The organism is Catenovulum sp. 2E275 (assembly GCF_025515275.1).
GTDB lineage: Bacteria > Pseudomonadota > Gammaproteobacteria > Enterobacterales > Alteromonadaceae > Catenovulum.
Genome location: NZ_JAOPFU010000020.1, coordinates 1 through 12722, shown reverse-complemented (window position 1 = coordinate 12722; position 12722 = coordinate 1). Strand labels below are relative to the sequence as shown.

The 12722-nt window shown below is 38.0% G+C and carries 15 protein-coding genes; 6 read left to right on the top strand and 9 right to left on the bottom strand.

The features are described 5' to 3' along the window. Window positions 1–25: 25 nt before the first annotated feature. Together recJ and dsbC are read right to left on the bottom strand one after the other, a co-directional pair. Entirely contained in the window at window positions 26–1735 is a 1710-nt protein-coding gene (gene recJ, locus N7931_RS10905) for a single-stranded-DNA-specific exonuclease RecJ (protein ID WP_262794014.1), read from the bottom strand. Window position 1736: 1 nt separating this feature from the next. After that, window positions 1737–2450, bottom strand: coding sequence for a bifunctional protein-disulfide isomerase/oxidoreductase DsbC (gene dsbC / locus N7931_RS10900; RefSeq protein WP_262794013.1), 714 nt, complete (start codon window positions 2448–2450; stop codon window positions 1737–1739). A 206-nt stretch (window positions 2451–2656) separates the two neighbouring features. On the opposite strand from dsbC, the gene N7931_RS10895 reads away from it, so the two are divergent. From N7931_RS10895 to N7931_RS10880, 4 genes are all read left to right on the top strand, one after another. Next, window positions 2657–3478 (top strand): mechanosensitive ion channel family protein, encoded by an 822-nt coding sequence (locus N7931_RS10895; protein WP_262794012.1) that lies wholly within the window; start codon window positions 2657–2659, stop codon window positions 3476–3478. A 93-nt stretch (window positions 3479–3571) separates the two neighbouring features. Then, window positions 3572–4597 carry a protein-methionine-sulfoxide reductase catalytic subunit MsrP gene (msrP, locus tag N7931_RS10890; protein ID WP_262794011.1) on the top strand — a complete coding sequence of 342 codons (1026 nt, stop codon included), beginning with the start codon at window positions 3572–3574 and terminating at the stop codon, window positions 4595–4597. Continuing rightward, window positions 4597–5196: a sulfite oxidase heme-binding subunit YedZ gene (locus N7931_RS10885; RefSeq protein WP_262794010.1), complete on the top strand. Its 600-nt coding sequence runs from the start codon at window positions 4597–4599 to the stop codon at window positions 5194–5196. Before msrP ends, N7931_RS10885 begins: the two co-directional genes overlap by 1 nt. 100 nt (window positions 5197–5296) lie before the next feature. Beyond that, a complete protein-coding gene (locus N7931_RS10880; protein WP_262794008.1) occupies window positions 5297–5749 on the top strand; it encodes a hypothetical protein in 453 nt (150 codons plus the stop codon). Between the two features lie 13 nt (window positions 5750–5762). On the opposite strand, the gene N7931_RS10875 is transcribed toward N7931_RS10880, so the two are convergent. After that, the gene (locus N7931_RS10875) at window positions 5763–6200 is read right to left on the bottom strand and encodes a TerB family tellurite resistance protein (protein ID WP_262794007.1); all 438 of its coding nucleotides are present in this window, start codon (window positions 6198–6200) and stop codon (window positions 5763–5765) included. Between the two features lie 31 nt (window positions 6201–6231). Between N7931_RS10875 and N7931_RS10870 the strand changes: the two genes are divergently transcribed. Then, entirely contained in the window at window positions 6232–7062 is an 831-nt protein-coding gene (locus tag N7931_RS10870) for an SDR family NAD(P)-dependent oxidoreductase (RefSeq protein WP_262794006.1), read from the top strand. Between the two features lie 10 nt (window positions 7063–7072). Next, complete coding sequence (locus N7931_RS10865; protein WP_262794005.1) at window positions 7073–7501, top strand: FKBP-type peptidyl-prolyl cis-trans isomerase; 429 nt, start codon at window positions 7073–7075, stop codon at window positions 7499–7501. A 127-nt stretch (window positions 7502–7628) separates the two neighbouring features. Here N7931_RS10865 and N7931_RS10860 read toward each other — a convergent pair whose 3' ends face one another. From N7931_RS10860 to N7931_RS10835, 6 genes are all read right to left on the bottom strand, one after another. Further along, window positions 7629–8060 carry a YqaA family protein gene (locus N7931_RS10860; RefSeq protein ID WP_262794003.1) on the bottom strand — a complete coding sequence of 144 codons (432 nt, stop codon included), beginning with the start codon at window positions 8058–8060 and terminating at the stop codon, window positions 7629–7631. A gap of 26 nt (window positions 8061–8086) precedes the next feature. Then, window positions 8087–8782, bottom strand: coding sequence for a gamma-glutamyl-gamma-aminobutyrate hydrolase family protein (locus N7931_RS10855; protein WP_262794002.1), 696 nt, complete (start codon window positions 8780–8782; stop codon window positions 8087–8089). Then, on the bottom strand, window positions 8734–9735 hold the full coding sequence (locus tag N7931_RS10850) for an amidoligase family protein (protein WP_262794000.1): 1002 nt from the start codon (window positions 9733–9735) through the stop codon (window positions 8734–8736). The genes N7931_RS10855 and N7931_RS10850 overlap by 49 nt, the downstream gene beginning before the upstream one ends. A gap of 49 nt (window positions 9736–9784) precedes the next feature. Continuing rightward, on the bottom strand, window positions 9785–10864 hold the full coding sequence (locus N7931_RS10845) for an AI-2E family transporter (protein ID WP_262793999.1): 1080 nt from the start codon (window positions 10862–10864) through the stop codon (window positions 9785–9787). Window positions 10865–11056: 192 nt separating this feature from the next. Continuing rightward, the gene (locus N7931_RS10840; protein ID WP_262793998.1) at window positions 11057–11902 is read right to left on the bottom strand and encodes an HDOD domain-containing protein; all 846 of its coding nucleotides are present in this window, start codon (window positions 11900–11902) and stop codon (window positions 11057–11059) included. 281 nt (window positions 11903–12183) lie between these two features. Next, window positions 12184–12618 carry a hypothetical protein gene (locus tag N7931_RS10835; protein WP_262793996.1) on the bottom strand — a complete coding sequence of 145 codons (435 nt, stop codon included), beginning with the start codon at window positions 12616–12618 and terminating at the stop codon, window positions 12184–12186. Window positions 12619–12722 lie beyond the last annotated feature (104 nt).

The window sequence follows — 12722 nt, the reverse complement described above, 5'->3', positions numbered from 1 at the left end:
AATAACTTAAACTAAGTTTAAATGATTAAACCTCTATTCCGGCCTGTAACATTAATTGCACTTGTGATTTTCCGCGAAAATGATTTACATCAAGCTGAAATGCCGCGTGAATCTGAGTGTTTTTACCAACTGTCCAAAATTTAGGATTGTAATTAAACCAGATAGCATCCACTGCTAACCCAGATTTATGAATTAAGACAAATTTAAGATGTTTGTCATGCAGCACTTTTTCTTGAGCGACCATAAAAATATCGTCAAACACAGGTGCTTCAAAACATTGTCCCCAAGGCATCGCTTTTTTCAGTAAATCTGCAACATCGACCGTTAATTCATCTACACTTAATTCCCCATCCGACAAAATAGAGTTAGTTAATAAATGCGGTTGAATTAATGAGTTAACGACTTTTTCAAAGGCTTGTTTAAAGTCATTATAATCGGCTTTGTTAATTGATAAGCCTGCCGCCATAGCATGGCCACCAAATTTAATGATTAATCCCGGATGTTGCGATTCAAGCGCTTCCAGCGCATCACGAATATGAAAACCCGGAATTGAGCGGCACGAACCTTTTAAAATATTGTCGTTATCTTCGGCAAAAATAACCACAGGACGATGAAAACGCTCTTTAATTCGTCCGGCTAAAATGCCGATAACGCCCTGATGCCAATCGTCCTGAAATAAACAAATTCCAGCCGGAATATCGTCCAGATGAATGGTATCCATGGTTTGCATCGCCTCAACCTGCATACTGGCTTCTATCGCGCGGCGCTCTTTGTTTAATTCATCCAAACGGCTAGCTAAATGTAATGCGTGGGTATAATCCGGTGCTAATAAACAGCTTATCCCTAAACTCATATCATCTAACCGACCAGCTGCATTTAAACGCGGCCCAACTGCAAAACCAAAATCGGATGATACTAATTGTTTATGATCTTTTTGGGCAACATCTAACAGCGCTTTAATTCCGGGTCTGCAATAACCCTGACGAATCCGGTTAATCCCTTGCTGCACTAAAATTCGGTTGGTTTCATCCAAAGGCACCACATCGGCAACAGTTCCCAATGCAACTAAGTCTAATAAATCTGCAAAGTTAGGTTCTTTTATTTGATACTGCTCAAAATAGCCTGTTTGTCGTAAATGGCTACGTAGCCCCAGCATTAAATAAAAAGCAACCCCTACACCGGCAATGGCTTTGCTTGGAAACGGGCAGTCTTTACGATTTGGGTTAATAATGGCATCGGCAGCTGGTAAAGTTTCGCCCGGCAAATGGTGATCGGTCACCACCACCTCAATGCCCAACGATTTGGCTCTGGCAACGCCAGCTACACAGGCAATGCCGTTATCTACGGTAATAATAAGCTCTGCGCCCATTTGCGCAGCCACATCAACCAAAGGCTCAGATAAACCATAACCGTAATCAAATCGGTTTGGCACTAAAAAGTCGATTTGCTGACAACCAAGTTGTTTTAACGCGCTATAAGTTAATGCCGTGCTGGTTGCGCCATCTGCATCAAAATCACCTACGATAATGATTTTTTTATGATGTGTAATTGCCTGCTCCAGCAAAACAACAGCTTTATCTATATCTGCCAGATTAGGTTTGGGTAATTGTTTAGCAGATAAATCTAAAGCGGCAGCATCCACTAAATTGCGCCTGAGCAATACTCGGCGTAACAGTGGATGTATGTGCGAGGGTAAGTTGTCTGCTAATTCGGTTTGTCGCCGAACTATCTGCATTTTAACTACCTTGTAAAACTTTAAGCATATCCGCAGGCGGGCGATAACCCGGTACTAATAACCCGTTATCTAATACAACAGCCGGTGTCCCTGTAACGCCCATTTGGCCACCCAGTTTATATTGCTCCGCCACTGTGTTTTCACAGGTTTTAGCAACTATTTTATTATTCATTTTAGCATCGGTTAATGCTTGTTTAGTGTCGTTAGCACACCAAACACTAACCATATCGTTATACGATTTACTGGCTAATCCGCCACGAGGAAACGCTAAATATCTAACGGTAATTCCTAAATCGTTATAACCTTCAATTTCGTTATGCATTTTGCGGCAGTAACCACAAGTAATATCGGTAAAAACGTTAATTGCGTATTTTTCATTTTTGGCTTTATAAACAATAGCGTCATCTTTAAAGTCAGCAATCGCCCCCGATCTCACTTTAGTCATTTCGGCTTCGGTTTCGTTTTTAATGCCGTCTTTTAAGTTAAATAAATTGCCGTGAAATAAAAATTTAGCATCGTCAGATACATAAAATAACCCACGATCAGTCACCACGGTTGCAAATCCAGCAACTGGTGATGGATTAATGCTTTGCACACTTAACCCTAATTGACTTTGTACAGTTTGTTTAATCGCAGCTTGATCGGCTTTTGCCATAACCGCAGATGAAAATGCAATAGCTGCGGCAGACATTGCAATAAAAGATTTTTTAAACATAGACAACTCTATAATTTTTATAAATGAATATTTAACAAGGCACTGATATACCCTAAGGTAAATAACCTGAGCTACAGGTTAAATAATATGACCCTGAATTTACGCTAAAAGTTACAGTTTAATTTGTGGTTTTGCAATCTTGGCAAGCCGCTTAATTTAAACTAGAGTACAAAAATCCCATTTTCCCTTATATATCAGAGATATTTATGTTTGAGCAAGATATTGAAAAACTGCAAAAATATTATGATTTAGTCATCGAATATTTAGTCACTTACAGCTTCCAGTTAGTTGGCGCTTTAATTATTTTTATTTTATTTTTATGGCTAGCGGCTAAATTTTCTAACTGGTTTAAAGGCTTTTTATTAACTAAAAGAGTCGATATTACGCTCAGCCAATTTTTAGCCAATATTTTAAAAGTGGCTGTATTAGCCATTGGTATTGTCATTGCGCTAGGTAAAATTGGGATTAGCATTACCCCACTGGTTGCCGCAATTGGTGCGATTTCATTAGGCGCTGGTTTAGCGCTGCAAGGTATGCTGTCTAATTATGGCGCAGGTTTAGCTATAATTTTAACCCGCCCATTTAAAGTAGGTAATACCATAACCATTCAAAATGTCACAGGTGTCGTTAAAGAGGTACGTTTACCAAACACGGTATTAGTAAACGAAGAAGAAGAAGATATTATTATTCCTAACAAGTATTTAATTGGCGATATTTTACATAACTCTTATGAAAACAAACTGGTCGATATGTCTATTGGAATTAGTTACGACTCTGATCCAAAACTGGCGATAGCAACTATCAACCATGTGTTAGCTGGCTTTGATTGGGTTGATTCGTCTAAACCAGCACAAATCGGGATTGACGAATTTGGCGACAGTGCTATCAACATTGGTGTGCGTTATTGGGTACCGACAACTCGTTTTTTTGAATTAAAGTATCAGGCTAATCTGGCTATTTTTGAGCAACTTAAAGCCAACGGAATTAAAATTCCATTCCCGCAACGCGAGGTTCGTTTATTGCAGTAAAACCATAAACTAGCACCATAAAATGCAGTTTTATGAAATTAAAACTGCATTTTCCCTGTCTGATAAATCATGTATTGAAATTGGATATGCATAATGAGAATTGTAAAATCGAATCGCAGTCAATTTAAAGATCACCAGATTACAGATGAAACTGTTTTTAATAACAAAAGACATTTTTTAAAAAAGCTTGGTTTAGTGAGCACAGGGGCTTTATTAACCACCCCTAGCCAAGCAGGTTTATTTGACTGGCTAAAAGACGACGAAGCACAACCGGCTAAACCACCAGCTCCCCTTAAACAATTAAGCTATCAACCAGTTAAACAGTCGCAAAAAGATCAACTGGAACTGACTCCACAAGATAAAGTCACCAGTTATAATAATTTTTATGAGTTTGGCACAGCTAAACAAGACCCGAGCGAACATGCTCATCAATTAACGGTTGATCCTTGGCAATTAACAGTCTCCGGTATGGTGGAAACACCAATCACCTTAAATTATGACGATTTATTTAGCTCGTTTGCACTGGAAGAAAGAGTTTATCGCCTGCGCTGTGTTGAGGCTTGGTCTATGGTGATCCCTTGGGTTGGCTTTTCTCTGGCTGATTTATTAAAAAAAGCTGGGGTAAAAAGTGATGCAAAATACGTTGCGTTTGAAACCCTGTATCGTCCAAATGAAATGCGCGGACAAAAAAGCCGGTTTATCGGCGGCTCTATTCCCTACCCTTATACCGAAGGGTTAAGAATTGACGAAGCCATGCACCCGCTCACGTTATTAGCGATTGGTTTATATGGCAAAAGTTTACCTAATCAAAATGGTGCGCCTGTTAGATTAGTAGTCCCTTGGAAATACGGCTTTAAAAGTATTAAAAGCATTACCAGTATTAAATTAACTAACCGACAACCAAAAACGACATGGAATATATCAGCGCCAGACGAATATGGTTTTTATGCTAATGTGAACCCAAATGTTGATCATCCAAGGTGGAGTCAGGCCAGTGAGCGCATCATTACCTCAGGCGGGTTATTTGATCAGCAAAGAGTGAAAACCTTGCCTTTTAATGGCTATGCCGATCAAGTTGCCGCTTTATATAAAGGCATGGATTTAAGCAAATATTACTAATGAAAATTCAGACTAAAGTTTTACTGAGTAAAATTCTTATTCATTTTTTTGCATTAAGCCCGCTGCTATTAAATTATTTTTGGTCGATAACCGATCAAAATGGGGCTGATCCCGTTAAAGCGATTATTCATTTTACCGGAATTGGCGCGCTCAATTTGCTGTTAATCACGTTATTAATTTCACCCTGCGCCAAATTTTTAAAACAAGGCTGGTTAATGCAATTAAGGCGTTTAATTGGGCTTTACAGCTTTTTTTATGCACTTTGCCACGTAATTAACTTTTGGTTATTTGAATTAAATTTTCAGATAAGTTTATTTTTACAGGAGTTAATTAAGCGCCCTTATATTTGGCTTGGGATGGCTGCATTCACTATTTTGCTATTACTGGCGGTTACTTCAATTAATTATTTAAGACGCAAATTAGGCCAAAACTGGCAACGGCTGCATTATTGGATTTACCCAGCTAGTTTGCTAATTTGGATACACTTTTATTGGTCGCGTAAAGCGGATTTAACTGAACCTTTTATTTATTTAGCGCTCATTATTATCTTGTTGGCATGTCGGCCTAAAAAATTAAAAAACTGGCTTTTATTTAAATAACCTCAGGTTAAATAATGACAATTATTTGCTCAAATTAGCTAAAGTTTTAGCTGGCAAATCCGATAGCTTAATCAAGTCAGGACGCTTCGGGTTTGTCATTATGAGTCATTTATTTACGCAGTTAAAACAACTTAAATTAACCACTACTTTATTAATCAACTCTGCCTTTATTTTAGTCTGTAGTCAGTTAAGTGGTTGTAATCAGGCTTCTGCTTACCAGTTAAATGATAATAATCAAACAGCTCAACAAGCTATTCCAAAAACCGTTGTGCAAAATGTACAGCGTACCTTTCAAGCTAAGTTTGTTTATGGTGACTGGCGATTCTCTGAAACCCGAGTCATAAAAAACAGTATTAATGCTTTTATTCAAATACCGGATAAATTGAATATGAGTAAAGAGCAGCAACAAAATTATATTAGCCAAATGATCTGCCCGGCTAAACATAACAGTGATTTTTGGCAACAAGTTGCCCCACATGAGTTATGGGTACATTTATACACCCACGACAAACGTTATTCGGTGTATTCTAAATGTGATAATCCGTATGCTTAATTCGTGCCCAAACTCAATTCGCTTGGGCTAATTTGGTTTTAATAAAATCACTGTGGCCTAAGCCGATTAACTCACAAATACGGCGAATAATATGCTCTTCATGCGGATCTAAGTTGCCATCGGCATAAGCAATTTGCCATAAACCCTCAATTAATTGCACCCGCTTATCGTACTCCATTGCTTTCACCACATGGGTAAACTGAAATAGATCACTGGCTTGCTTAACCTGATTTTTAGCAGTTTCAGCTAACTCGTTTAGCTCACTGTCTGACATTTCAAAACTCAGTTTTAAACGGGCAATAAAGGTATGCCATTCTTTTTCATCAAACTCATTGTCAGCAAAAATTACTTCGGCCAATAAACAAGCTATTGCTAACTCGTCTGTTACTGGATTTTCTGGTGAATGGGATTTCAGATTTTTTTCAAAAAACTGGCGAATTCCTGATAACATAACTTTATCTCTTATTTTTATGACTGAGTTTATGACTAATAAAACTGTGCTGATCACAGGCTGTTCATCCGGCATTGGCTTTTATTGCGCCAAAACCTTGCATCAAGCAGGTTATCAAGTTTTAGCAACCGTGCGAAACCCGAATGATGTTAACAAGTTAACAGACTTAGGGATTTTGTGCCATCCCCTTGATTTAGCCGATCCAAGCAGTGTAGAAACTGGATTTAACTGGGCAGTTGCACAAGCCGATAATCATCAGATAGATGTATTATTTAATAATGGTGCTTATGCCCTGCCCGGTGCACTTGAAGACATTAGCCGCGATATGTTGCAAACCCAGTTTCAAACCAATGTATTTGGCTGGCATCAACTCACCCAACTTTGCATAGCCCACATGCTGCCGTTTAATTCGGGTCGAATTATTCAAAATAGTTCCGTTTTAGGCTTTGTTGCGATGCGCTTTCGAGGCCCTTATAATGCATCCAAATTTGCGATTGAAGGACTGACGGATACGCTCAGACTTGAGCTAGCCGACACCCAAATTCAAATTAGTTTAATCGAACCTGGGCCTATTTTGTCTCGATTCAGAGCTAATGCTTTAGCTCAGTTTGAGCAAAATATTAATCTGAATAACAGCCGGTTTAAGCATACTTATCAAAATATGTTATCCCGATTAAAAAAGGAAGGTCCGGGCATGCGTTTTACCCTTGGCCCAGAAGCAGTATACGATAAACTCATTCATGCAATTGAAGCTAAACGGGCAAAACCCAGATATTATGTAACATTTCCAACCCATTTAATGGGCGTATTAAAACGTATTTTGCCAACCTCGTGGCTGGATGCGTTATTAAAAAGATCTTAAGGTAATAAAAGTGGCAAGAAGTAAGTCAGTAAAATCAAAAGGTTCAACCGGATTAAACAAAAAAAACTCTGAAGCCTTTCTCGAAAAATTTAGCCAGCATCCAGACACGCAACAAACTGGCTCAGGTTTATTATATAAAATAATTGAGCAAGCCGACGGCGCTTTAGCAACCGAGTTTGATACCGTTGTGATAAACCAGCGTATTCGCCTCGCCGATGGCAGTGTAATTGCCGACAGCTACAAAGCTGGATTACCGGAAGAATTTGCCTTAGCAGAGGCAATAGAAGGCTTACGCGAAGGTATTTTATTAATGCCAGTCGGTTCAAGATACGAATTTGTCATCCCACCAGAATTAGCTTGGGGCAAAAAAGGCAATAGCGGCAAAATCGGTCCAAATGCCGTATTACATTTTGATGTGCGTTTAATCAGAACAGAATAACTTTTTGAAAATTAATCCGCTGAGTTTATAAAATAAGCGCTTAAAGGCAGAATATAACAAGCAAGTTAGCTTCTGCCTTTTAAATAACCATTCTGGATAAGTAACTAACCGACTTATTTCGGTAAAACTATATCAGCGCTAAACTAATTTGACTGGCATATAATACTGCGACATAACGTAAAAATTTACCAATCCCCACCAACAATATAAAAGGTAAAATATGCACACGCATAATACCGGCTATCAAGGTTAATACATCGCCGCCGAGTGGCAGCCAAGCAAATAATAAAGTCCAAACACCATACTTGCCAAACCAGTTTTGCGCTTTTTCAATTTGAGCATCTTTAAAATAAAACCATTTTTTATGCTTAAATTTTAATAAATAGCGGCCTATGTACCAGTTAATGACTGAACCGAGTGTATTACCGGCGGTAGCGACTAATACCAATAACCACGCAGGTTCTCCCTGTTTTATCAGCGCGAATAAGATAAATTCGGAATAAAACGGCAAAATGGTTGCCGCCAGTAGTGAAGATGAAAATAAAACTAAATAAGACAAGGTAAACCCTTATGAAGTTGGCTTGGTTAAGTTGACTTAGTTAAACTGTGCTTAACCAGCCAGTTAAATAATCGACGCTGCGATTTTAAATATAATAAATATTCGGGATGCCACTGCACCCCAATAATATTTTTTTGCTGATGTTCTATCGCTTGGGTAAAACCATCTAAATCCTGTCCGGTTTGATTAAAGCCCTCGCCTATTTTGTTAACTGCCTGATGATGTAAACTGTTCACTTTAATCTGGTTGGTATTAAAAAGCTGAGCCAGTTTACTAGCCGTTGTGAGTTGCACTTGCTTTTTTGGCAACAGTTGATTTTTATTTGAGGTAAGCTTGCGCTGCGATTTAATATCTGAGAATAAACTACCGCCAGCCATCACATTAATCAGCTGATAACCGCGGCAAATCCCCAACATCGGCAGGTTATGCTTAAATGCATATAAAATAGCCGAAGATTCAAGCTGGTCCCGTGCTTCATCGTAATAAATATCCGGATCAACCTCTTCACCATATAATTCAGGGTGAATATCATCGCCGCCGCTAATCACAATTGCGTCTAACTGCTCAAGTGGATACTGGTGCACAATGCTTATCCGCTTTGGTTTAGCACCCGCTAAGATAAGCCCTAATTTAATACACCACCAAGACGGCGAAAACCATTTGTGATTTCCGGTTACGCCGACAATAGGTTTTGTCTGATCTGATCTAATGTGTCGTGCCATGACGGTGTTTTTATTTGTACTAATGAGTCTGAATCCTGCCAGAGTTGAATCATTTCAGTTAATAATTCTGGGTGATGTGCCAAGTATTCAACCACACACCAAATATTCCAACTATTTGCTAAAGACCATTGTGTTTGATCTATTTCACAATTGGGTAAACGGTAATGAAAAGTCGGCCTAGTATTAACTAAATTATCTTTAATTTCTTGATTTATCTTATCTTTATCTAAAAACTTAAATAAAGGTAATAAATCTAATGCACGGTTTCGAGTCGGGTTAAACTGTAAATAATCACTAATAAGCTGATCGATACTCACTTGATCCGTGTAGTTAAATACCGTTTTTATATAATCATCCGGATATAAATCTATATACGGCGTCACTCGTCTGATTGGGTCAACCTGATGTGCTTTAACCAGCCAGTCTTGAGCAATACAAAAAGCTTTAATATAAGCGGCAATCGTGGGGGCAGATAAATCCGGTAACTCTGGATTGATATGAACGCCAAAAGCATAAAAAACTGATTCTTCTGTGCCAAGCGCCCCAGCATCGGATAATGCATTCACAACCGGCTCAAGCTGGTATAAATTTTCAATTTCAATCGGCGGACAAACAATTTCAACCGGCACAACCTGACTGGCAATTTTAGTTAACCAGTGAGTAAACTTATCATCTTCTTTATCTTGGCCATATTCCTGTGCGCGTTCAGCTGCCGTTGTTTTTGCAAATTGCCAGTCTAATTCAACTTTAAATTTACCTAACGTTGGGCTAATCACTAAACATTCAGCTTGAGATTTTGGCTCTAACTCGGCATTTAATTGCGCTTTTAAAATATCGACCACCTGCGCAATTTGTAAACCAGCAAACTCAAGCTCATAACCAACTTTGCGTTTTTGGTTGTCTTGATTATTTAAATGTTCGGGTAAAATAAACTTAGATAACGTATTTTGCATTATCTCCCTCCTACTTATTTTTATACGACTATTTGTGTGGGCTATTTTTCTAGTTTGTGCGTGTCACAATTCGGGTTAATGTAGTCCAGCCCATGCATTCGGCAGTCACTAAAGCGACGGTTAATAAAGGTACGGCTAAAATTGCCCCTGCAGCGCCCCATAACCATCCCCAAAAAATAACCGATACAAATACAATTATCGGGTTTATTCTTAAACGCATGCTATGCACAAGCGGATCAACAATAAAACCAAATATGGTAGATAACCCCATAAAAATGCCCAGTGGCATAAAGGTTTCGAGTAAAGTATCAAAATGAGTCATTGAAACTAACACCAGCAAAATTGCAATTAAACCAATGCCAACATAAGGGACAAATCTTAAAAAAGTGACCAACACTAACCATGTCCAAGCCAGCGGAACATCCAAATACCAAAAAACTAAACTGGTTAAACAACCCAAGGTTAAGTTAACTAAAAACGCAGCCCCTAAATATTGCCCCACTTCGCGCCGTAAGCGCTGGAATAGCATAATATAACGTTTGCGCTTTTTAGGCTGACTAGATAACCGCACCAAATTAAGCACCAGTTCATTACCGCTAATTAATAAAAACAGAGTCAGCGCAAAAATTAATAAGGTTTGGCTTAGCCCTTTTTGTAAGCTGGCTAATAAACCAGACGACCAGCTTTCTTGCTGAATAACTACCTGAGTTTGTTGCTCGGACTCTTCCTCTATGCCGATTTTTTTAACCGCGTCATTTACTTTTTTAGAGGTTTCCTGAAGCTTATCTATGGTTTGCTGAATTTCTTCGTCTGTGCTGAGTCTTTGCTCTATTTTTTCTGGTGCAGCCGACATCCATTTAGCAACACCCGGCGTCACCAGCCAAATTGCGCCAACTAATACCGCACAACTCACCAACAACATGGTAAAACTAGCTAAAACCGACGGAATTTTAAGTCGCATTAAAAAGCGCACTGCGGGTGATAAAATAAGGCTTAATAAAAAGGCTAAAATAATCGGTAAAATAAAATCTTTAGCGAGTGATAAACAAACAATCGCTAATACAGTGATTAAAAATGGATAACCCCAAATTTTAACGTTTTTTCGGGATTGCGTGGCAAGGTTAGACAATGTAAAGCTCCTTGATTATTATTGTTATCGCTTCCATACCGCTAAATAAGCTGTATTTTTGGACGCTTTATTTAACCATAAGGTTTAATTATCAAAAAACAAGGGAACTAAAGCTGATTCAGCGTAAATATAACAACTGGCTAAACAAATGTATTAAAAATAATAGCTAACCAGTTGCTAAAATTATTATATTTAATCAATAAAAATTGACCGTGCGGCATTATATTCGTGAATAAAATCATCTTCTGATAAATAATCTTCATCTGGGATAATACCTTTTTCAACATACCGACCCAAAAATGCGTCTTTAGTCTCTGTAATATACATAACTCCAGTATGAACAGCTGCAATTCGGACAAAGTCTATATATGAAATATTATCGGTTTCATACCTGCGATCATTCCAACGTTCTACTACGGTTATAAATTCTTGACTAAACCCCCAACTTCTCATGATAGAACCACCGACTCGACCAGATAAACGAGCAATAGCACCTTCAATAAAATCAGGGTTTGCAAACACTTCACTATGGCGTTCAGCTTCAGTTAAAATTGGTAAAACCCCAATATTATGTACCATAGCAGCTAAAGTAATGGTATCTAAATCTAAGTGGCTATGCTTATTTCGCTGTTTATATAGTTTCATTAAGGCCATAGAGGTTGCCGAAACGTCTACCGTATACAGCCAAACTTTATCTAAAAATGACTTAACCACATCATTATTAGACACAAACAACTGCTCCATTGCCAAAGCAGTCGCAATATTTTTAATATAACGTAAACCAATTCGAGTCACTGCTTGATGTAAAGTTTCTACTTTAACGGTTCGCCCTAAATAAGCGCTATTCGCAATTTTTAGCATGCGGGCAGATAAAGCCGGGTCATGCGAAATAACCTCAGCCATTGCATGTAAATTAATATCTGGATCTTCAGCTGCTTCCCTAACTTGCAATGCGATTTCGGGTAATGTAGGTAAAACCAGTGAGTCGTTTCTAATTTTTTCGGCTAAGATAGTTAACAGGGCATTTTCGGTAGACATAAAATTCCTTACATCATAGATGTAGCTAAAATCAGGATCTAAATTCAATTTAGTCTGCTCTTTAAATTTGGCAAGCCCAATACAGCATGAAGAAAGATTAAACGAGTTATTTAATCCGAATGAAAAAAATAATGAAACCAAACAATTAAATGTAAAGTTTGAAGCTAACTGTTTGATGAAATTTCATTTTATTTAAAATTAATCAATTTTGTAGTGTTTGACAAGTGTTAAATAAATTTTAACAAAAAATAGAAGCCGCGGTATAAGCCGAACCATTGAAGCTAGAATCTCTTATGTGTTTCTGCACTTTCTAGCAGAAATTCACTAATTTCTTTACGTAGCTCTAGGTTGCTACACGTACGAGCATTTTCATCTGCCCTACTTGCCCATGTTATCGCTTCACTTTTATTACCTGCTTCCAAGAAGCGCTCCGCAACTGCAAATTGGGAAGAAGCCACATATTCGCTTAAATTTAAGTTTGTTGCGACCTCTATTGCAATTAAATAGATATTTAAAGCTTGTTCGATATTTCGTGTGTAATCCGCAAGGGCTTCCCATTGAAGCGGATGATCTTTGCTAGTTCCTTTATGTAATTCACATAGTTCATTTAGTTTTTGATAAGCATGCCAATAATTTTGAGTCAACTCTGCACTGGAAGAATTAACCAACTCACATGCTAAATCTAAAACTGAATTGTAAATTGACTGATCAACCATAAAAACACGTAACGAGACTGTAGAAAAACCTGTTTTAAAGCTCCGGTTTAGTCACAATCTGCTTAATAATTAATTTGATATTTACTTTTACCTATTTTTCTCAA

Coding starts and splice junctions, on each gene's coding strand:
- N7931_RS10880 (WP_262794008.1), top strand. CDS start 5,297: ATGAGTCATTTATTTACGCAGTTAAAACAACTTAAATTAACCACTACT.
- N7931_RS10840 (WP_262793998.1), bottom strand. CDS start 11,902: ATGTCTACCGAAAATGCCCTGTTAACTATCTTAGCCGAAAAAATTAGA.
- N7931_RS10835 (WP_262793996.1), bottom strand. CDS start 12,618: ATGGTTGATCAGTCAATTTACAATTCAGTTTTAGATTTAGCATGTGAG.
- N7931_RS10855 (WP_262794002.1), bottom strand. CDS start 8,782: ATGGCACGACACATTAGATCAGATCAGACAAAACCTATTGTCGGCGTA.
- N7931_RS10895 (WP_262794012.1), top strand. CDS start 2,657: ATGTTTGAGCAAGATATTGAAAAACTGCAAAAATATTATGATTTAGTC.
- msrP (WP_262794011.1), top strand. CDS start 3,572: ATGAGAATTGTAAAATCGAATCGCAGTCAATTTAAAGATCACCAGATT.
- recJ (WP_262794014.1), bottom strand. CDS start 1,735: ATGCAGATAGTTCGGCGACAAACCGAATTAGCAGACAACTTACCCTCG.
- N7931_RS10875 (WP_262794007.1), bottom strand. CDS start 6,200: ATGTTATCAGGAATTCGCCAGTTTTTTGAAAAAAATCTGAAATCCCAT.
- N7931_RS10850 (WP_262794000.1), bottom strand. CDS start 9,735: ATGCAAAATACGTTATCTAAGTTTATTTTACCCGAACATTTAAATAAT.
- N7931_RS10870 (WP_262794006.1), top strand. CDS start 6,232: ATGACTAATAAAACTGTGCTGATCACAGGCTGTTCATCCGGCATTGGC.
- dsbC (WP_262794013.1), bottom strand. CDS start 2,450: ATGTTTAAAAAATCTTTTATTGCAATGTCTGCCGCAGCTATTGCATTT.
- N7931_RS10885 (WP_262794010.1), top strand. CDS start 4,597: ATGAAAATTCAGACTAAAGTTTTACTGAGTAAAATTCTTATTCATTTT.